At 67.9% G+C, this 19,563-nt stretch carries 21 protein-coding genes and 1 tRNA gene; 14 read left to right on the forward strand and 8 right to left on the reverse strand.

Annotation, left to right across the window (positions count from 1 at the left end):
• Window positions 1-83 precede the first annotated feature (83 nt).
• Both C8250_RS23360 and C8250_RS23365 read left to right on the forward strand, forming a co-directional pair.
• Complete coding sequence (locus C8250_RS23360; protein ID WP_232484894.1) at window positions 84-488, forward strand: DUF4190 domain-containing protein; 405 nt, start codon at window positions 84-86, stop codon at window positions 486-488.
• Between the two features lie 182 nt (window positions 489-670).
• Window positions 671-1,978 (forward strand): alpha/beta hydrolase, encoded by a 1,308-nt coding sequence (locus C8250_RS23365; RefSeq protein WP_307811275.1) that lies wholly within the window; start codon window positions 671-673, stop codon window positions 1,976-1,978.
• A gap of 404 nt (window positions 1,979-2,382) precedes the next feature.
• Here the strand turns inward: C8250_RS23365 and C8250_RS23370 are convergent, their stop codons facing one another.
• Together C8250_RS23370 and C8250_RS23375 are read right to left on the reverse strand one after the other, a co-directional pair.
• Window positions 2,383-2,784, reverse strand: a complete 402-nt coding sequence (locus C8250_RS23370; protein WP_138351321.1) for a DNA-binding protein — start codon at window positions 2,782-2,784, stop codon at window positions 2,383-2,385.
• Window positions 2,781-3,029: a type II toxin-antitoxin system CcdA family antitoxin gene (locus C8250_RS23375; RefSeq protein WP_138351322.1), complete on the reverse strand. Its 249-nt coding sequence runs from the start codon at window positions 3,027-3,029 to the stop codon at window positions 2,781-2,783. The genes C8250_RS23370 and C8250_RS23375 overlap by 4 nt, the downstream gene beginning before the upstream one ends.
• Window positions 3,030-3,199: 170 nt before the next feature.
• On the opposite strand from C8250_RS23375, the gene C8250_RS23380 reads away from it, so the two are divergent.
• The gene (locus C8250_RS23380; RefSeq protein WP_138351323.1) at window positions 3,200-3,568 is read left to right on the forward strand and encodes a calcium-binding protein; all 369 of its coding nucleotides are present in this window, start codon (window positions 3,200-3,202) and stop codon (window positions 3,566-3,568) included.
• Between the two features lie 60 nt (window positions 3,569-3,628).
• Here C8250_RS23380 and C8250_RS23385 read toward each other — a convergent pair.
• A tRNA-Gly gene (locus C8250_RS23385) sits at window positions 3,629-3,702 on the reverse strand.
• A 465-nt stretch (window positions 3,703-4,167) separates the two neighbouring features.
• Here C8250_RS23385 and dcd point away from each other — a divergent pair.
• A complete protein-coding gene (dcd, locus tag C8250_RS23390) occupies window positions 4,168-4,743 on the forward strand; it encodes a dCTP deaminase (protein WP_138351324.1) in 576 nt (191 codons plus the stop codon).
• Window position 4,744: 1 nt separating this feature from the next.
• Complete coding sequence (locus C8250_RS23395) at window positions 4,745-5,242, forward strand: phosphoribosyltransferase (RefSeq protein ID WP_138351325.1); 498 nt, start codon at window positions 4,745-4,747, stop codon at window positions 5,240-5,242.
• Between the two features lie 57 nt (window positions 5,243-5,299).
• On the opposite strand, the gene C8250_RS23400 is transcribed toward C8250_RS23395, so the two are convergent.
• On the reverse strand, window positions 5,300-6,259 hold the full coding sequence (locus C8250_RS23400) for a Yip1 family protein (RefSeq protein ID WP_244809314.1): 960 nt from the start codon (window positions 6,257-6,259) through the stop codon (window positions 5,300-5,302).
• 148 nt (window positions 6,260-6,407) lie between these two features.
• Between C8250_RS23400 and C8250_RS23405 the strand changes: the two genes are divergently transcribed.
• A complete protein-coding gene (locus C8250_RS23405; protein WP_138351327.1) occupies window positions 6,408-7,211 on the forward strand; it encodes a thioredoxin domain-containing protein in 804 nt (267 codons plus the stop codon).
• A gap of 142 nt (window positions 7,212-7,353) precedes the next feature.
• On the opposite strand, the gene C8250_RS23410 is transcribed toward C8250_RS23405, so the two are convergent.
• Complete coding sequence (locus C8250_RS23410) at window positions 7,354-8,526, reverse strand: IS701 family transposase (protein WP_138351328.1); 1,173 nt, start codon at window positions 8,524-8,526, stop codon at window positions 7,354-7,356.
• Between the two features lie 188 nt (window positions 8,527-8,714).
• Here C8250_RS23410 and C8250_RS23415 point away from each other — a divergent pair, with 188 nt between their 5' ends.
• Together C8250_RS23415 and C8250_RS23420 are read left to right on the forward strand one after the other, a co-directional pair.
• Window positions 8,715-9,269: a helix-turn-helix domain-containing protein gene (locus C8250_RS23415; RefSeq protein ID WP_244809316.1), complete on the forward strand. Its 555-nt coding sequence runs from the start codon at window positions 8,715-8,717 to the stop codon at window positions 9,267-9,269.
• A gap of 50 nt (window positions 9,270-9,319) precedes the next feature.
• Window positions 9,320-9,793, forward strand: coding sequence for a transposase (locus tag C8250_RS23420; protein WP_187145309.1), 474 nt, complete (start codon window positions 9,320-9,322; stop codon window positions 9,791-9,793).
• An 85-nt stretch (window positions 9,794-9,878) separates the two neighbouring features.
• On the opposite strand, the gene C8250_RS23425 is transcribed toward C8250_RS23420, so the two are convergent.
• Entirely contained in the window at window positions 9,879-12,158 is a 2,280-nt protein-coding gene (locus tag C8250_RS23425; RefSeq protein ID WP_138358866.1) for a (Fe-S)-binding protein, read from the reverse strand.
• Between the two features lie 238 nt (window positions 12,159-12,396).
• Between C8250_RS23425 and C8250_RS23430 the strand changes: the two genes are divergently transcribed.
• The 6 genes from C8250_RS23430 (at window position 12,397) to C8250_RS23455 (ending at window position 18,049) form a co-directional block, all read left to right on the forward strand.
• Window positions 12,397-13,029 carry a hypothetical protein gene (locus C8250_RS23430; protein ID WP_138358864.1) on the forward strand — a complete coding sequence of 211 codons (633 nt, stop codon included), beginning with the start codon at window positions 12,397-12,399 and terminating at the stop codon, window positions 13,027-13,029.
• 166 nt (window positions 13,030-13,195) lie between these two features.
• Window positions 13,196-15,052 (forward strand): molecular chaperone DnaK, encoded by a 1,857-nt coding sequence (gene dnaK, locus C8250_RS23435; RefSeq protein ID WP_138358862.1) that lies wholly within the window; start codon window positions 13,196-13,198, stop codon window positions 15,050-15,052.
• Window positions 15,049-15,711: a nucleotide exchange factor GrpE gene (gene grpE / locus C8250_RS23440; protein ID WP_138358860.1), complete on the forward strand. Its 663-nt coding sequence runs from the start codon at window positions 15,049-15,051 to the stop codon at window positions 15,709-15,711. Before dnaK ends, grpE begins: the two co-directional genes overlap by 4 nt.
• Before the next feature lie 30 nt (window positions 15,712-15,741).
• Window positions 15,742-16,941: a molecular chaperone DnaJ gene (gene dnaJ / locus C8250_RS23445; RefSeq protein WP_138358858.1), complete on the forward strand. Its 1,200-nt coding sequence runs from the start codon at window positions 15,742-15,744 to the stop codon at window positions 16,939-16,941.
• A 1-nt stretch (window position 16,942) separates the two neighbouring features.
• Window positions 16,943-17,395, forward strand: a complete 453-nt coding sequence (locus C8250_RS23450; RefSeq protein ID WP_138358856.1) for a helix-turn-helix transcriptional regulator — start codon at window positions 16,943-16,945, stop codon at window positions 17,393-17,395.
• A gap of 132 nt (window positions 17,396-17,527) precedes the next feature.
• Complete coding sequence (locus C8250_RS23455) at window positions 17,528-18,049, forward strand: FBP domain-containing protein (protein WP_138358854.1); 522 nt, start codon at window positions 17,528-17,530, stop codon at window positions 18,047-18,049.
• A 42-nt stretch (window positions 18,050-18,091) separates the two neighbouring features.
• Here C8250_RS23455 and C8250_RS23460 read toward each other — a convergent pair whose 3' ends face one another.
• Together C8250_RS23460 and C8250_RS23465 are read right to left on the reverse strand one after the other, a co-directional pair.
• A complete protein-coding gene (locus C8250_RS23460) occupies window positions 18,092-18,943 on the reverse strand; it encodes a hypothetical protein (protein WP_138358852.1) in 852 nt (283 codons plus the stop codon).
• Between the two features lie 54 nt (window positions 18,944-18,997).
• Window positions 18,998-19,402, reverse strand: coding sequence for an ATP-binding protein (locus C8250_RS23465; RefSeq protein ID WP_138358850.1), 405 nt, complete (start codon window positions 19,400-19,402; stop codon window positions 18,998-19,000).
• Window positions 19,403-19,563: the final 161 nt, after the last annotated feature.

The raw sequence follows: 19,563 nt of genomic DNA on the forward strand, positions 1-19,563 counted from the left end.
AATCCTCCCGCCTTTACGCGATGTGCGGTCACGTCCCCCGAAACCAGAATCGGCCCCCTGAGCACTCGACCGGAGGATGGCTGATGAACACACAAGGGACCCAGATGTCGCCGTACGACACGGCACCGGCCAGGACCGGCGGGACGGTCCCATACCGCCCCCACCCTCAGGGCCCCAAGAACCGGCCGGCCGGAGCCGCCATGGTGTTGGGCGTCACCGGCCTGGGCACCTCGGTCTTCATCTTCGGCGGCCTGCTCGGTGTTGTCGGCCTGGTCCTCGGCATCGTCGCCCTGGTGAGAAGCGGGCCGACACGGAGCGGCCGGGGCAAGGCCATCACCGGCGTGGTGGCGTCGGCCGTCGCGATCGTGGTAGCCGTCCTGGTTGCTTTCTTCATGGTCTGGTACGCGAACGAGACGCAGGAGTGCTACCAGCCCGGCAGTTTCCAGCAGTACAAGCAGTGCGTCAGCCAGCAACTCACGGGGAACTGATCCTGATGCGGAACTCACGAATAGCGTCTGTGCTGGCTTCCGGTGCCGCGGCGGCTCTTCTTTCGCTGTCGATTCCCGAAACGGCCTTCAGCGCATCCGAGCCCACCGCAGCGCAGCACAAGCCCCGATGGCAGTGGTGCGATGCGGGCAGCCCCGCCTCCTTTCAGTGCGCGACTCTCCAAGTGCCACTGGATTACAGCGATCCCGGCGGCAGGACGCTCGACATCGCGATATCCCGGATCAAGGCGGGCAGCGGGAAGGAGCGGCGCGGAGTTCTGCTCCTCAACCCCGGCGGACCCGGCGGACCCGGCCTGGGCATGCCCGTGGACCCGGCACTGCGCCTCTCGCGGAAGGTGAGGAGGCAGTACGACCTCATCGGGTTCGACCCCAGGGGTGTCGGGCACAGCTCTCCCGTCAGCTGCGGGCTGACCGTCGACGACCGGGACACCGAACGCCCGTACAAGGCCAGGACCTTCGCGAGGGATGTGGAGCGGGCCCGTACCGTAGCCGCCAAGTGCCAGGCTGCGGCGGGCGGCACACTGCGCCACCTCACCACCCGCAACACCGCGCGCGACATGGACGCGATCCGTGCCGCGCTGGGCGAGAAGAAGATCTCGTACCTGGGGATGTCCTACGGCACCTATCTCGGCGCCGTCTACACGCAGTTGTTCCCCCGGCGGACCGACCGGTTCGTGCTGGACAGCGCGGCCGACCCCGCGGGCTACGGGCGCGGCATGTTCACCGCGATGGCCGAGAGGGCCGAGCCCGCGTTCACACGGTGGACCCGGTGGACGGCCCGGCGGCACACGGCGTACGGCCTGGGCCGCACACCGGCCGAGGTCCGCAAGACCTTCTGGGACCTCGTCGACAGGGCCGACCGCACCCCCATCGAGGATCGCGGGGCGCTGTTGACCGGTGACGGCATCCGCGCTCAGCGCGCCGTGTTCGCCCGCGTCCAGCAGGCCGCCGCCTGGGTCGCCGGACTGAAGGAGACGGCCGACGGCAAGAAGCCCAGGACCTCCGGGCAGGCACCGGGCACCGTCCCTCCGGTGTCCACTCGCGACGTTCCCCCGGACAACGATGACGCGAGCGCCTGGGCCGTGCTGTGCGCCGACACCCGGGCGTCATGGCCGAGCGATCCGCAGCAATACCGCCACGACGCGATCCGCGACAGGACCCGGTATCCGCTGTCCGGCGATTTCGACGCCAACATCAAGCCGTGTGCCTTCTGGAAGCCGGGCAGCGAGCCCAGAACGACGGTGAACAACAAGGTCCCCGCGCTCATCGTGCAGAGCGAGTGGGACCCCCTGACGCCCCTGGCCGGAGGCCGGGCGATGCACCGGGCACTGCACGGCTCCCGGATGGTCACCGTCGCCGGCGGGGAGGGGCACATCGTCAACGGCAGCAATCCCTGCGCGGACACGAGTGCCATGGCCTACCTGGCCACGGGCAGGCTCCCGGGCAAGGACCTGACCTGCCGGGTCGGCTGAACCTCGTTCGTGAGCAACAGGCCGAGCAGCGAGTTCACGAACTCCGATCCCCGAGAACCTTGCAGGTCAACGCGGTCAACCCACACCTGGCGCCAGAACGCTTTTCGTGCCGGAAGATCGACATCAGGTGGGGTGAAGAGGTCTAGACAATAGAGAAGCCCCGGGCCGCCGGCCTGGGGCTTTGAATGGAGCGAGTGACGGGAATCGAACCCGCGCTCTGAGCTTGGGAATCAAAGGATCTTGGTAGCTCGACAGGGCTACTGACCTGCAAAAACGCCACCTCTGAGCACTGCTGTGGGTCGATATCTATGCCCGCCGCTGACCCCGTTGTACCGCCCGTTGGGGCACGGATAGGGCATGCCCCCGGATACGCGGCAGTCGCTTCGGCTGAGCCGGTGGGTGTGTCAGAGGCGGATGAGTCGCACACTGCCGCCGCAGAACTTCGTCATGTCGTCGATGTCGGAAGTCAGCACCGCTACTGGACTTGGCTGACGCAGAGCAGCCTCCGCCACGGTGGCGTCGATCGCGTACTTGTGACCGTGCAATCCCGCTCCTTTGAGCAGTTCTGCCGACGCTTTGGCCGCCTGCTCGGTGACCGGCTCGACCTTGACCCGGGACAGGGCCCAGTTCAGACGTGGGAGGTTCACCCGGGAGTGGCTGACTTCCACGATGGTGTTGGCGCCGACGACCAGGTCGGCTCCCATCTCGTGAAACACCTGCAGCATTGCGAGGACCTTCCGATCCTGCGCGATCCACGCTGACAGTCCTTCCGAGTCCAGGACAACGGTCTCGAAGTGCGTGCTCACGCGGCGTCCGTGCGGTTGGCGGACGCGTCTGAGCCGAGGATTTTGGCGCGAGCCTCGGCCAGCTCTTCGTCTGTGAAGGCGCCGTGTTCCTCTTGATGGCGTCGCAGGTCATGGCCGAGCAGTTCATGTCTGATCTGGCGAGCCACTGCCTCGGCCACGTAGCCGGAGACGTTGTCGGTCAGCTTTCTGAGTTCAGCCACCTGCTCGGTGGGCAGGGTGACCGTGATGCGCGTGGTGGCAGACATAGGGGAAGCATACTGCAGTATGCGCCATCTGATGCGGATGATCACAGAGCTGGGCCTGCCCCCGCGCACGGTGACACCGGCAGCGTGCGGGAAACCCTTCTGCCCGAGGCCCGGAGACCCGGATGCTGTCACGTCATCGCGTGTCGAGCTGAAGAGGACGGAGACAGTGAATGCCGGGTCAGCCCCGTGATGATGAACGCGAGCAACGCATCGTGAATGAGGTCATCGTTGATGCCTATGGCCCTGAGGAGCAGGCCATGGGGTGGTACTACTACCTGGAAGAGGCTCTTGCTTTCCCCTTCATTGCCCGCTGCACGACGAAGCGGATCATTTCGCCAACGCGTGTCGACGAGGAGGTTGAGGTGATGGGCATGGCGCCGGAGGAGGAGTGTGAGCGTGAGATCTTCGTGCGGGTCCAATGGCAAGGCCACGATCTCGGCATCCCGCTCTCCCAACTGGAGCCCGTGGACGCCGAGGGCCTGACGCGGCAAGGGGTCGCAGACTGGCGTTACTGGGTGGCTCGGGGCTATGCGTTCTGATTCCGTAGCCGCGCCCGATGACAACAAAGAAGCCCCGGGCCGTTGGCCTGGGGCTTTGTGTGGAGCGAGTGACGGGAATCGAACCCGCGCTCTGAGCTTGGGAAGCTCATGTTCTACCATTAAACTACACTCGCGCGGCACGCCGGTTTGGGGCGTAGCACCGTCGCACACTGTACCGCATGGTCGGCCCTGGGCGTGTTTTCGTCCGGGGCCTTCGTGTTGTCGTGGGGCGGGGTGGGGGGTCGGGATGTGGCTGCGGGGGGCGGGGGTTGGGGCGTAGCGTGGGCGTCGGAGCGGCGCGTGGAAGATGGCCCGGCTCATCCCCTAATGTGGCTTTTGTCGTCCACGGAAGTTGGGGAAGGGAAGCGATGGATCGCACCGTCGTTCGTTGTGCCGAGGGGCACGTGTTCAGCACCGCGTCGTTCCCGATGCAGAATCTGGGTGTCGGCCGGCTGGGTCCCGGGCGGTTGTTGAGGTGTCCGCGCTGTGCGCGGTTGCGGCATGCGGTGCCGGTGGAGAACGGAAAGTAGCGCAAGTGATGCCGCGCGGCTCCGGTCAGGATTGGGCCGGGGCCGCGTCGTCCGCGTAACCTTCGGGACGTGCTTCTCTCAGACAAGGACATCAGGGCCGAGATCGACAGCGGACGGGTGCGGGTCGACCCCTTCGACGAGTCGATGGTGCAGCCGTCGAGTATCGATGTGCGGCTGGACCGGCTCTTCCGCGTGTTCGAGAACCACCGGTACCCGCATATCGACCCGGCGGTGGAGCAGAGCGATCTGACCCGGCTGGTCGAGCCGGAGGGCGACGAGCCGTTCATCCTGCATCCGGGTGAGTTCGTGCTCGCGTCGACCTACGAGGTCATCTCGCTCCCCGACGACCTCGCGTCGCGGCTGGAGGGGAAGAGCTCGCTGGGCCGGCTGGGGCTGGTCACGCACTCGACGGCCGGCTTCATCGACCCCGGGTTCTCCGGGCACGTGACGCTGGAGCTGTCGAATCTGGCGACGCTGCCGATCAAGCTGTGGCCGGGGATGAAGATCGGTCAGCTGTGCCTCTTCCGGCTGACCTCACCGGCCGAGCACCCGTACGGCTCGGAGCGGTACGGATCGCGCTACCAGGGGCAGCGGGGGCCGACGGCCTCGCGGTCGTTCATGAACTTCCACCGGACGCAGGTCTGACATGGCGGCCGTGCGGGAGAACCTGACGTACGAGGGCTTCGGGCATGCCGTGCGCCAGCTGGCGCAGACGATCGCGGACGACGGCTACGAGCCCGACGTCGTGCTGTCGATCGCGCGCGGCGGGGTCTTCGTGGCGGGCGGTCTGGCCTACGCGCTGGACTGCAAGAACATCCACCTGGTGAACGTCGAGTTCTACACCGGTGTGGGCACCACGCTGGAGATGCCGGTGATGCTCGCCCCGGTGCCCGACGCCATCGACTTCAGCAACAAGCGCGTGCTGATCGCCGACGACGTCGCCGACACCGGCAAGACGCTGAAGCTGGTGCACGACTTCTGCGTCGGGCATGTCGCCGAGGTCCGCAGCGCGGTGATCTACGAGAAGACGCAGTCGCTCGTGAAGTGCGAGTACGTGTGGAAGCGCACCGACGACTGGATCAACTTTCCCTGGTCCGTCGACGAGCCCGTGGTGAAGCGGGCGGGGCAGGTTCGGGACGCCTGAGGCCTGGCCGATGTGATGCACGTAAGGGGCGGCTCCCAGGGGAGCCGCCCCTTACTGCTAGATCACCGGGAGCTTGAAGAGGACCAGCAGCGCGATCAGTTGGATCGAGGCCGCGCCGAGTGCCTTGGGCCAGGGCAGGTCGTGGGACTTGCTCACCATGGAGGTGAGCAGGGCCGCGCAGGCCAGCCAGGTGACCCAGCCGAGGATCTGGACGAGTCCGTTGGCGCTGCCGAGGAACATCGCGAAGAGCAGGCGGGGCGCGTCGGTGAGCGAGGTGACGAGCATCGCCAGGCCGATGGTGGGGGCCCAGGAGCCGTCGCCGCCGAGCTGGCGGGCCAGCGCGTGCGTCACGGTGCCCAGCATCAGGCCGCTGAGCGTGACGGCGACCGCGGTGCTGATCACCCACGGGGCGCTGGACGACACGGTCGCGTTGAGGACGTCCTCGCGGGCCGCGTCGAAGCCGAAGACCGCCAGCAGGCCGTAGAGGAACGTGACGGTCAGGGCCGGGCCCCAGACCGCGTAGTCCCGCATCTGCCAGAAGGTGTGGCCGGGGCGCAGCGCGATACCGCTGATCAGCTGCTTCCAGTGCAGCCGGGGCCCGGAGGGCGGTGCGGTGGTCTGACCCGCGCGGTACGTGGCGATGTTGTCGTTGCCGGGGCCGCCCTGGTCCGGGCCGGCGTACGGCGCGAACTGGTCGGGGGAGCCGGGGAGGGTGAAGGCGCGGGTGTGGCCCGGGTTGTCGTTGTACGCCGGTGCCGGCGCCTGGCCCGGAGCGGGCTCGCCGAAGTATTCGGGCTCGCCCGACGGGGCGCCGGCGTGCCCGCCTCCGTAGCCCTGCGGATAACCCTGCGGTTGTCCGTAGTTCTGAGGCCCACCGTGCTGGGGCGCCTGCTGCCCGCCGTGGTCCCGTCCGCGTCGATTCCTGAATCCAGCCACGTCATCGAACGTACCGGTTCCCGCTGGGCGCCGGGCCAGGAGGCCGGTTCTCCGGGGGGCTTTGCTGCCAACCTGTGACACGTCACGACAGGGCCTTTGGGGGACCTTTGGCCCTGATTCATGTGACTTATGTCGGGGCTGGTGGGGCTGGTGGGAACTTAGCTTCGTTAGACGGTAGGACATCTCGGGACTTCCGGGACGCAGCAGTCACATCAGAAGGAGCCGTTCCATGGCCGTACGTACCGCCCGTAACGTCAGAACCGCGGGAATCGCGGCCGTCGCCGCCGCGGTGGTCGCGATGACGGCGGCCGGCTGCGGGTCATCAGGGTCGGGATCCGGGTCGGCAAAGGGATCCGGCTCCGATTCCACCGCATCCGCGAAGTCCGGGGCGAAGTCCGGGGCGCAGGCCGGCGCCAACGACGACGGCGGTGCCAAGGGCGCCGTCGACCCGGCCACGCTCTCGCAACTCCCCGCCCGGATGGCCGCGGACGGTACGGCGATCGTCGTCGGCGACCCGAAGGCGCCCAACACGGTGAAGGTCTACGAGGACCCGCGCTGCCCGTACTGCATGCACTTCGAGCAGGGCGGCGGCTCGGCGCTCGCGAAGCTGGTGAAGGACGGCAAGGTCAAGGTCGAGTACACGATCGCGTCCTTCCTCGACGCGAACTTCGGCGGCAGCAGCTCGAAGAAGGCGGCCAACGCGATGCGCGCGGCCGTCGACGCGGGGAAGTTCCCCGAGTTCCACTCCGCGGTCTTCGAGAACCAGCCCGAGGAGCCCGCCGACGGCTTCACCGACGCCTTCCTGCTGAAGATCGCCGACACCGTGAAGGGCCTGAATACCACGGCCTTCCAGAAGGCGGTCAAGGACCAGACCCACAAGGACTGGGTGGCGACGTCCGAGAAGGCCTTCGAGGCCTCCGGCTCCCAGGGCACCCCGACGGTCCTGGTGAACGGCAAGAAGGTCACGCCGGAGAAGGCCGTCTACGACGCCACCGCGTTCGCCACAGCGCTCAAGGCGCTCGGCATCAGCTAGTACTGCAACCGCATGTGGGGGTGGTGGCCTCGGCGTTGGTAGTGGCATCTGCGGGCGCGGGCTTGGCTGCGGCGTCGGAAGCGTGACCAGTGCAGATGATGGTCGTTGTCCAGGTGTCGGGGCGTGAAGACGAGGTGCCCGATCATCCGGCGGATCTCGGGGACGCTGAGAGGTATGAGGTCGTGCTCGTCGCCGGCGCTGCCCCTTTTGTGGTTTCTGTGGCGCGGATGGCGGTCAGGTAGGCGAGCGCGGCCATCGCCAGGGTGATGTGCCGGTACCAGGCCCGGAACAGCCGTACCTGGTAGTGGTCCAGGCCGCATTCGCCCTTCGCGATCTGGAAGCATTCCTCCACCTGCCAGCGCGCGCCGGCCGTGATGACCAGGTCCTTCAACCGGGTCGCGGCGGGCCCGTAACAGATGTAGTAGGCGATCTTGGCCGGATCGGTCGGACTGCGGCGGGCCAGCACCCAGTGTCCGAACCCATCAGCCCAGTCGGGCCGGATCGCGATGCGGGCCCAGTGGTAGATCCTCTGGCCGTGGGCGCCGGCCCCGGCCGAGATCCGCTTCCACCCCTGCGCGGGCAGCGCGGCCACCAGATCATCGACCCGCACTTGCCAGCCGTCGGTCGTGGTCACGGTGTCGTTGAGCTTGGTGGCCAGCACATGCGCCACCTTGCGTTCCTCCAGCCACATCCTGAAGTCCTTGACCTGCCCGTATGCCTCGTCCGCGGTGACCCAGGCGAAGGGCACCGCCGCATCGATGGCACGTTGGAGCATCCACTTGAGGTGCTCGGTCTTCGTGGCGAACGGCACCTCGTCGCCGATCCCGGCCGCCCGGCACCGTGCCCGGTCGCCCGTCCAGGACTGCGGAACATAAAGCTCCCGGTCGATCAACGCCCGCCCCCTGGCTGAGGCGTAGGCCAAAAACGTCCCGATCTGGCAATTTTCGGTGCGGCCCGCGGTGCCGGAGTATTGCCGCTGCACGCCCGCTGACCTGGTGCCTTTCTTCAGGAAGCCGGTGTCGTCACCGATCAGCACCCCGTCCGGGGACCCGATGCTCTCCACGACGAAGTCCCGCACGTCATCACGGACCGCGTCCTGGTCCCACTCGGAGTGATTCAACAGACGCTGCACACCGTCGGGGCGCAGCTGGCCGACCTGCTCGGCCAGCGTCCACCCATTCTTCTTCTCCAACGGAGCCAGCAAGCCCATCAGATAGTCCAAAGCCCGCTCACGCGGCTCCGACCTGCCAAAACGCCCTGCGAACCGGGCATGCAACTCTTCTACGCCCTCGGACCACGACTCGACCTGCTCCACCGTCAACGATTCGTCACACAGTCGGACCAACGAGCCACACCGCCAACAGTCACACCACATGCGGTTGCAGTACTAGTGCTGAATTCCTCAACTTATGGGTATACACGGTGTGTTGAGGAGTGCGCTGGGGGTGGATGGTGCCGACATTGCTGCGGGCTCGGCCTGCTTCGGGTCCGGATGAGGCGTTGATGATCGACCGGCTGACGAGGGCTCGGAAGGCACCGGCTGACCTGGTGCTCAGAGCACAGATCATTGTTCTGAGCTGGGACGGTCTGCGGGTGGCGGCGATCGCCGTGGAGCTGGGGTGTCATGCGAAGACGGTGCGGTGGTGGCTGCACCGTTTCAATGAGCTGGGGTGGAAGGGCTGGAGGACCGGCCGGTCGCGGGGGCCGCGCCGGATCACCGAGGCCGAGAGGTCCCGGATCATCGCGCTGGTCAGACAGGAGCCACCGGGACGTCTGACCAGGCACGAGGACGGCGAACTGGCGGCGCAGGACGAGTCAGGGGCACCGCAGTGGACACTCGACGCCCTGGCTGAGGCTGCCCGCCGCGGCGGCATCGAAGTGGGCCGGTCCCAAGTCCGCAGAATCCTGGTGGCCGAAGGCGTCCGATGGCGCCGCACCCGTTCCTGGATCCGCTCAAAGGACCGGGATTTCGAGGGAAAAGGACGCGGGTCGTCGGCCTCTACACCTGCCCGCCCGAAGACGCGACGGTCATCTGCGTCGACGAGCTCGGACCGGTAATCCCGCGCACCTTCCCGTAAGCGCCGGGCTGGTCGCCGGATGGACATCGCATCAAAGCAGAACTCGACTACGGCCGCGGCCCGGAGAAAACCTGGGTCTACGGCGGCCTCCGCATCCGCGACGGACAGCAGGTCACCATGACCGCTCCGTCTCGCAATAGTGCCTTCTACCAGCAGTTCCTCCAACGCATCGAGGAAGCCAACCCTGCAGGCGACATCTATGTGGTGACCGACAACCTGTCCTCGCACAACAGCCTCTCGACCCGAACCTGGCTCGAGGACCACCCCCGCATTCACCACGTCTTCATACCCGTCAGCGCTTGCTGGCTCAACCTCCAAGAAGGCTGGTGGCGCATCTTCCGCAAAGTCGCACTCGCCGGCCACAGCTTCGCCGGACCCGACGAAATCACCCACGCCACCGAACTCGCGACAACCCAACTCAACGCCCGCGCCAAACCCTGGATCTGGGGCAGACCCGCCCCACCCACCCGACACCTACGCCGACGCTACGTCTACTGCCTTTGAGGAATTCAGCACTAGGGCACGGGAACGGGAAACAGAGCGGGGACGGCACGCCCCTCAAGGCATGCCGTCCCCGCTGCGTGTCACGTCAGGAGTTGCTGGCCGCCTCCGCGGGCTCCTCCACCGAGCCCTCGTCGTCCGGGCCCTCGACGTCAGGCTCCACAGGCGTCTTGACCGACTGCAGCAGCAGCTGCGAGACGTCCACGACCTGCAGGTTCTCCTTCGCCTTGCCGTCGTTCTTCTTGCCGTTGATCGAGTCGGAGAGCATCACCAGGCAGAACGGGCAGGCGGTGGAGACGATGTCCGGGTTGAGGGACAGCGCCTCGTCCACGCGCTCGTTGTTGATGCGCTTGCCGATGCGCTCCTCCATCCACATGCGCGCGCCGCCGGCGCCGCAGCAGAAGCCGCGCTCCTTGTGCCGGTGCATCTCCTCGTTGCGGAGACCGGGCACCGCCTTGATGATGTCGCGCGGCGGTGTGTAGACCTTGTTGTGCCGGCCCAGGTAGCAGGGGTCGTGGTACGTGATCAGGCCCTCGACCGGGGTGACCGGGACGAGCTTGCCCTCGTCCACCAGGTGCTGCAGCAGCTGGGTGTGGTGGATGACCTCGTACTCGCCGCCGAGCTGCGGGTACTCGTTCGCGATGGTGTTGAAGCAGTGCGGGCAGGTCGCGACGATCTTCTTCTTGGTCTTCTCGACGACGATGCCCTCTTCGGCGTCCTCACCGAAGGCCATGTTCAGCATCTCGACGTTCTGCTGGCCGAGCTGCTGGAAGAGGAACTCGTTGCCCAGGCGGCGGGCGGAGTCGCCCGTGCAGTTCTCCTCACCGCCCATGATGGCGAAGGAGACCCCGGCGATGTGCAGGAGCTCGGCGAAGGCCTTGGTGGTCTTCTTCGCGCGGTCCTCCAGGGAGCCCGCGCAGCCGACCCAGTACAGGTACTCGGTCTCCGAGAGGTCCTCGATGTCCTGGCCCACGACCGGGACCTCGAAGTCGACCTCCTTGACCCAGGCCAGGCGCTGCTTCTTCGCCAGGCCCCAGGGGTTGCCCTTCTTCTCCAGGTTCTTGAGCATCGTCCCGGCCTCGCTCGGGAACGCGGACTCGATCATCACCTGGTAGCGCCGCATGTCGACGATGTGGTCGATGTGCTCGATGTCGACCGGGCACTGCTCGACGCAGGCGCCGCAGGTGGTGCAGGACCACAGGACGTCCGGGTCGATGACGCCGTTCTCCTCGGCGGTGCCGATGAGCGGACGCTCGGCCTCGGCCAGGGCGGCGGCGGGTACGTTCGCCAGCTGCTCGGGCGTGGCCTTCTCGTTGCCCTCGGCGTCCTTGCCGCCACCCGCGAGCAGGTACGGCGCCTTGGCGTGCGCGTGGTCGCGCAGCGACATGATCAGGAGCTTGGGGGAGAGCGGCTTGCCGGTGTTCCAGGCGGGGCACTGCGACTGGCAGCGGCCGCACTCGGTGCAGGTGGAGAAGTCGAGCAGGCCCTTCCAGGAGAAGTGCTCGATCTGGGAGACGCCGAACTGGTCGTCCTCGCCCGGGTCCTCGAAGTTGATCGGCACGCCGCCCGAGGCCATCGGCTGCAGCGCGCCGAGCGCGACCGCGCCGGACTCCTCGCGCTTGAACCAGATGTTGGGGAAGGCCAGGAAGCGGTGCCAGGCGACGCTCATGTCGGTGTTGAGGCCGACGGTGATCGCCCAGGTCATCGTCACGCCGAGCTTGATCATCGCCGTGAGGTAGACCGCGTTCTGCAGCGCCCCGGTGCTGAGCCCCTTGAAGGCCGCGACGATCGGGTACGAGGCGAAGTACGCGGCCTCGTAGTGGTCCACGCCGTGCAGCGCGCCCTCCAGTCCGCGCAGCGTCAGGATCGCGAGGCCGATGACGAGGATGACGTACTCGACGAAGTACGCCTGCCAGGACGTCGAGCCGGCGAAGCGCGACTTGCGGCCGGCCCGCGAGGGCAGGTTCAGCAGCCGGATCGCCATCAGGACCAGGATGCCGACGGTCGTCGCGAGCGCGATGAACTCGGTGTACATCTCGTACGGCAGGAAGCCGCCCAGCACCGGCAGCGTCCAGTCGGCCTTGAAGAGCTGGCCGTACGCGGTGAGGATCGTCAGCCCGAGGGTCAGGAAGCCGACGGCCACGAACCAGTGCGCGACGCCGACGACGCCCCACTTGTTCATACGGGTGTGGCCGACGAACTCCACGCCCAGGGTCTTGGAGCGCTGCACCGGGTTGCCCGTGCGGGAGCCCTCAGGGGTGGGCTGGCCGAGCTTGATGAACCGGTAGATCTGCGCGACGGCGCGGCTGATGAGCGCAACGCCGACCGCGGTGAGGACCAGCGACACAATGATCGCGGCGAGTTGCATGGAGGGCTCCTCGGGCCTGCGCGAGCGGGGATTACTAAGCGGTAACTTATCCGGTCTCCCGCTGAGATTACCCGGGATACCCGGCCTCATACAGCCGCCCAGCCGGTGATCTGTGTCGCTGTGTGACCGATCGAACGACGAGTCCGGTTCGACGGGCCCGCATCCGTTCGTGGGAAATACGACTATAGGCGCACGAAAGCTCAGCAATACGGCAATGCAGTACGGCATGAAGTGTGCCGTGACGACGCCGCGGACCCGCAGGATGCTGCGGGTCCTGGGCCTGGGGATGGCCCTGCTGCTGGGGGTGTCGGCGGCGCTCGGCTGGATGGCCTACCGCAGGCTCAACGGCAACATCCGCACCGACGAGGTCGCCGCCCGGGTGCTCGCGGAGCACCCGGAGGAACGTCCCCCGGTGCTCGTTCCCAAGGCGCGCAACGTCCTGGTGATGGGCGAACGGTCGGCGTCGGTGACCCTGCTCCATGTGTCCGCCGACGCCCGGCGGACGGCGGCCGCCGTCACCCTGCCCGGCGACCTGATGGCGCGCACCCCCGGCTGTACGGGGTGCACGATCCGCGCCTTCGAGGCGCTCACCGGCATCCGGGTCGATCACCACGTGGTGATCGACCTCAAGGGCGGCAGGGGAACCGGGGGTCAGTTGCGGACCTTCGCGACCGCGACCGTCACCGCCGACGCCGGACTGGACTCGATCCCCGAGCTCTATCCGCTCGTCGAGCTGTACCCGCTCGACCCGCTCTCCCCCCTCGTGGACGGGGTCCGCGGGCGGCCCGGGCACCGGCTCAGATCGGTGACGGTGCCGCACGGACCGGCCGCGGGTGCGCTCTTCCGGGCGCTGCGTGAAGATCGGTTCTGATGCCGAAACCAGCAAGAAACCAAAGGTCACAGCCCTGCAACCGAAGCTGTGAGCGATCGAACAGTCGAAGAGTTGAGTCGCCTCCACTCAGCTCTGTTGACAGGTTTCGCTCTCTGATGCACCCTTGAGCCAGTTCCACTCAAGTCGGTCAGCTGGAGGATTTACCATGGCACGTGCGGTCGGCATCGACCTGGGCACGACTAATTCCGTCGTCAGCGTTCTCGAAGGCGGCGAGCCCACCGTCATCACCAACGCCGAAGGCGCCAGGACCACGCCGTCCGTCGTCGCCTTCGCCAAGAACGGCGAGGTGCTCGTCGGAGAGGTCGCTAAGCGCCAGGCAGTCACGAACGTCGACAGGACCGTCCGGTCGGTCAAGCGCCACATGGGCACCGACTGGAAGATCAACGTCGACGGCAAGGACTTCAACCCGCAGCAGATGAGCGCCTTCATCCTGCAGAAGCTGAAGCGTGACGCCGAGGCCTACCTGGGCGAGAAGGTCCAGGACGCGGTCATCACCGTCCCGGCGTACTTCAACGACTCCGAGCGCCAGGCGACCAAGGAAGCCGGCGAGATCGCGGGCCTCAACGTCCTGCGCATCGTCAACGAGCCGACGGCCGCCGCTCTGGCCTACGGCCTCGACAAGGACGACCAGACCATCCTCGTCTTCGACCTCGGTGGCGGCACCTTCGACGTCTCGCTGCTGGAGATCGGCGACGGCGTCGTCGAGGTGAAGGCCACCAACGGTGACAACCACCTCGGTGGTGACGACTGGGACCAGCGGGTCGTCGACTACCTGGTGAAGCAGTTCGCCAACGGTCACGGCGTGGACCTGTCCAAGGACAAGATGGCCCTCCAGCGCCTCCGTGAGGCCGCTGAGAAGGCGAAGATCGAGCTGTCCTCGTCCACCGAGACCTCGATCAACCTGCCCTACATCACGGCCTCCGCCGAGGGCCCGCTGCACCTGGACGAGAAGCTCACCCGCGCCCAGTTCCAGCAGCTCACCGCGGACCTCCTGGACCGCTGCAAGAACCCGTTCAACAACGTCATCAAGGACGCCGGCATCCAGCTGTCCGAGATCGACCACGTGGTTCTGGTCGGCGGCTCGACCCGTATGCCCGCCGTCGCCGAGCTCGTCAAGGAGCTGACCGGCGGTCAGGACGCCAACAAGGGCGTGAACCCGGACGAGGTCGTCGCCATCGGCGCCGCACTGCAGGCCGGTGTCCTGAAGGGCGAGGTCAAGGACGTCCTGCTGCTCGACGTCACCCCGCTGTCCCTCGGTATCGAGACCAAGGGAGGGATCATGACGAAGCTCATCGAGCGCAACACCACGATCCCGACCAAGCGCTCCGAGATCTTCACGACGGCCGAGGACAACCAGCCGTCCGTCCAGATCCAGGTCTACCAGGGCGAGCGCGAGATCGCGGCGTACAACAAGAAGCTCGGGATGTTCGAGCTGACCGGTCTGCCGCCGGCCCCGCGCGGGATGCCGCAGATCGAGGTCACCTTCGACATCGACGCGAACGGCATCATGCACGTCGGCGCCAAGGACCTCGGCACCGGCAAGGAGCAGCGCATGACCGTCACCGGTGGCTCCGCGCTGCCGAAGGACGACATCGACCGCATGATGCGCGAGTCCGAGCAGTACGCCGAAGAGGACCACAAGCGCCGCGAGGCCGCCGAGACCCGTAACCAGGCAGAACAGCTCGTCTACCAGACGGAGAAGTTCATCGCCGACAACACGGACAAGCTCCCGGCGGACGTGAAGGAAGAGGTCGAGACGACCGTCGCGGACCTCAAGGAGAAGCTCAAGGGCGAGGACGTCGCCGCGATCCGCGAGGCCACCGAGAAGGTCGCCGCCACGAGCCAGAAGCTCGGCACGGCGCTCTACGCCAACGCCCAGGCCGAAGGTGCCGGCGCCGCCGGTCCCGAGGACGCCGCGGGTGCCGGCCAGGCCCAGGCCGACGACGATGTCGTCGACGCCGAGATCGTGGACGAGGACAAGCCGAAGGACGGTGCCGCGTGACGGAGGAGTCGAAGGGCTTCGACAAGGAGCCCGACGTCCCCTCCGATGCCGCGGAGTCCGAGAGCGCGACGCCCGACAACGAAGCGGCGAAGGCCGCCGGTTCCGCCGATGAGGCGGAGCCGGCGGCCCCGGCCGGGGACGCGAATCAGATCACAGCGCTGAAGGCCCAGCTGGACCAGTCCCGCAGCGCGCTCACCGAGCGCACCGCGGACCTCCAGCGGCTCCAGGCCGAGTACCAGAACTACCGGCGCCGGGTGGACCGGGACCGCATCGCGGTCAAGGAGGTCGCGGTCGCGAACCTGCTGACCGAACTGCTCCCGGTACTCGACGACATCGGCCGCGCGCGGGATCATGGCGAGCTGGTCGGCGGTTTCAAGTCCGTCGGCGAGTCGCTGGAGACCGTGGTGGCCAAGCTGGGTCTGCAGCAGTTCGGCAAGGAGGGCGAGCCCTTCGACCCGCTGGTGCACGAGGCCCTCATGCACAGCTACTCGCCGGATGTCACGCAGACCACCTGCGTGCAGATCCTGCAGCCCGGGTACCGGATCGGTGAGCGGACCATCCGCCCGGCCCGCGTCGCCGTCGCCGAGCCCCAGCCGGGCGCGGCGGGCAAGGGTGAGGACGAGGCTGACGAGGAGAGCGGTGGCCCGGACGAGGGCTGACGCGACACACGGGAAGGAGGGACGGCGAGGATGAGCATCAGCAGGGACTTGTACGAGAAGGACCTCTACAAGGTTCTCGGCGTCCCGAAGGACGCGACCGAGGCGGAGATCAAGAAGGCGTACCGGAAGCTCGCCCGCGAGTTCCACCCGGACGCCAACAAGGGCGACGCCAAGGCCGAGGAGCGCTTCAAGGAGATCTCCGAGGCCAACGACGTCCTGTCCGACGCCAAGCGCCGCAAGGAGTACGACGACGGCCGCGCGCTGTTCGGCAACGGCGGACTGCGCAGCGGTCCCGGCGGTGCCGGCGGCCAGGGCGGTTTCGGCTTCGACCTCGGCGACCTCTTCGGAGGGGCCCAGGGCGGCGGCACGCAGACCGGCCAGGCCGGCGGGTTCGGCGGCGGTCTCGGCGATGTCTTCGGCGGTCTGTTCAACCGGGGCGCCGGCGGCACCGGCACCCGCGTCCAGCCGCGTCGCGGCCAGGACATCGAGTCCGAGGTGACGCTCAGCTTCACCGAGGCGGTGGACGGGGCCACGGTCCCGCTCCGGATGTCCAGCCAGGCCCCCTGCAAGGTCTGCTCCGGCACCGGCGACAAGAACGGCACCCCCCGGGTCTGCCCGACCTGCGTCGGCACCGGCCAGGTGTCGCGCGGCGGCGGTGGCGGCTTCTCGCTCACCGACCCGTGTGTGGACTGCAAGGGCCGCGGCCTCATCGCCCAGGACCCCTGCGACGTCTGCAAGGGCAGCGGGCGCGCCCGCAGCTCCCGCACCATGCAGGTCAGGATTCCCGCGGGTGTCACCGACAACCAGCGGATCCGGCTGCGCGGCAAGGGCGCACCGGGCGAGCGCGGCGGCCCGGCCGGCGATCTGTACGTCGTCGTCCATGTCGCCAAGCACCCCGTGTTCGGACGCAAGGACGACAACCTCACCGTCACCGTGCCGGTCTCCTACCCGGAGGCGACACTCGGCGGCGAGATCAAGGTACCGACCCTCGGCGGTCCGCCGGTCACCCTGAAGCTGCCCCCGGGCACGCCCAACGGGCGTACTCTGCGGGCCCGCGGTAAGGGCGCGCTCCGCAAGGACGGCAGCCGTGGTGACCTGCTGGTCACCGTGGAGGTCGCGGTACCGGAGAAGACCGAGGGCAAGGCGCTCGACGCGCTGGAGTCCTACCGGGAGGCCACAGCGGAGTTCGACCCGCGGGCGGAACTCTTCAAGGCCGCGAAGGGAGCATGACATGGACGGCATGCGGGGCGGTCGGATGCGTAACCCGTATCAGCTGACCGAGGAGTCACCGGTCTACGTCATCTCGGTGGCGGCCCAGCTTTCCGGGCTGCACCCGCAGACGTTGCGCCAGTACGACCGGCTCGGCCTGGTCTCCCCGGACCGCACCGCCGGCCGTGGCCGCCGTTACTCGGCCCGCGACATCGAGCTGCTCCGCGAGGTGCAGCGGCTGTCGCAGGACGAGGGCATCAACCTCGCCGGCATCAAGCGCATCATCGAGCTGGAGAACCAGGTGACCGCGCTCCAGGCGCGCATCGCCGAGCTCGCGGCGGCCGCCGAAGGCATGTCGGCCGCCATCCAGCAGCGTGAGGCCGCCGTGCATGCCTCCTACCGCCGCGACCTGGTCCCGTACCAGGAGAAGCAGACGACCGCGCTGGTCGTCTGGCGTCCCAAGCGGAACGATTAGTCGCTCTTGTGTACGAGCCCGGCATCCCCTCGGGGGTGCCGGGCTTCGTCGTGTCACAGGCCGTGCCACCGGGCCGCCCCCCCCGAATATCCGGACGACATGTCCGGACCCGGCTGTTAGCGTCGAGGCACTATGGAACCGCTCGTCGAACAGCAGATCCGTGCCTCCTTCGTGAACTGTTCCAAGGGAGAAGCACGCCGCCTCAACCTGCCCCGGGACTTCGCCGACCTGCCCTGGGCAGATCTCGACTTCCTCGGCTGGCGCGACCCCGGAGCCCCGGACCGCGGCTACCTGGTGGCAGCCCACGAGGGCGGCCTCACCGGAATCGCGCTGCGCAGCTCGGGCGGAGCCCGCCGCAACATGCTGCGCACCAGCCTCTGCTCGCTGTGCGTCACCAACCACGCGAGCGGCGGCGTCGACCTCCTCGTCGCCCCGAAGGCCGGCCCGGAGGGCCGGAACGGCAACACGATCGGCACGTACATCTGCGCCGACCTGGCCTGTTCGCTGTATGTGCGGGGCAAGAAGAAGGTCGCGACGGCCCAGCGGTTCGAGGAGACCCTCACCCTGGACGAGCAGATCGCCCGGACGATCCGGAACCTCGACGTCTTCCTGGCCAAGGTCACCGCGGACACGGGCGCCGACGCCACGCCCTAGCAGAGCGGTCACCGCAGCGGGAGACGGCTGCGGTGACGGCGGTTACAGCCTGCTGGGGAGCGCGAGAAGCCACACGATGAGTGGTGTGACGAGCAGGACGCCCCAGGCGCCGGCGAGGAAGAACCCTAGCGCGATTTCCGACAGCCATTTGATCCGGGTCGGAACGACCACGCGACGGGGATCGCGGGGGTCGTAGCGGATCTCGCCTCTCCGGGCAGCGGTGTGCGATTGATGCTCGCGTGCGTCACCGTCGAGAGTCCGAAAGCGATGCGTGTAGTCGGGGGCGTCGTCCTCGGCGGTGTCACTACGGGTGGACTCCGCACGGGCCGTTACGCCACGCCACCCAACGATCAGGTGGGTGCGGAACTCGGACAGGTCCGCCCAGAAGCCCAGAAGTGCGAGTCCGGGCAGCGACATGGCCCATGCCTCAAGTCCCGAAGTGCGAGGCTCAACCGGTATCAGCAGCATGATCGGTGCCCCGAGCACGACGTAGGCCAGCGCGCACCGCTGCCACGGCGGACCGTGCCGCACAACGTGTGTGATCCACCCGCCGGCTGCGTGGACCGCCCGCCGCAGCTGGGACGGTGCGGTGTCCTCGCGGACCTCCGGCTGCCGTTCGGCGCTGTCCTCGATGATGGCGTCGATGTCCGCGGCGAGGGCGGCCAGTACCTCTGGATTCCTGTGCCGCAGTGTCAGGGGGGTCGGCTCCTTCGCGTCATCGGCCAGAAGCAGGCTCAACCCCTTTTCGTGGCGGCGGACCTCTCGTACCCGTGCTCCCGGAACGACGGTGGTCCTACGGCCGCGCTGCCAGTGCACCGCGCCCTTCTCGACCCACACCCGGTTCCGGCCGTCCACGACCACGACGCCGGTCCCCTCTGGCTTCTGCTCCCCCATACGGCACACGGTAAGCCCACGCGGCCGGGGCGGCTTGGGTTATGAGCCTGACGATCAACTCAGTTCGAACCAGACGCCCTTCCCGGGCCCCGGCCCGTGCCGGCACACCCCCCACGCCGTCGCACACGCACTGAGCAACGGCAGCCCGCGCCCGTGCTCCTCCTCGCCCCCGGGCCGTGCGTGCGGCTGCGGCAGCCCCGGCGCGTCATCGGTGACCAGCACCCGCAACGCGCCGGGCGTTGCGCACTCGGCGAAGAGCGTCAGGCGCGCCTGAGTGCCGGCTCGCCGACAGGCGAGCACGGCGTTCGTGACGACCTCGGACGTCAGCAGTAACGCCACATCGGAGAGTTCGGCTCCGCCGCCGGTAGCGGTGAGCAGCGTACGGACGCCCTCGCGGGCGGAGCGGACCCATACGGGGTCGGGCGGGAAGACGAGCGAGAAGTCGGTTCCATTCGTCATGGGGGTTCGCGCTTCCGTGGGGCGGGGGCCCACGCGAGGATGGTGGCTCTGCCTGCCCCAACTACCGTTGGGGCAGATGCACTTCCGGTTCCGTCGCGATGGGCGGGTCGCTACGAAGGTAGGGACAGCTTCCGTAGAGTTACAAGTGTGTCCGCGAAATT

Source organism: Streptomyces sp. So13.3 (assembly GCF_005860785.2).
In the GTDB taxonomy this organism is placed as follows: Bacteria; Actinomycetota; Actinomycetes; order Streptomycetales; family Streptomycetaceae; genus Actinacidiphila; species Actinacidiphila fildesensis.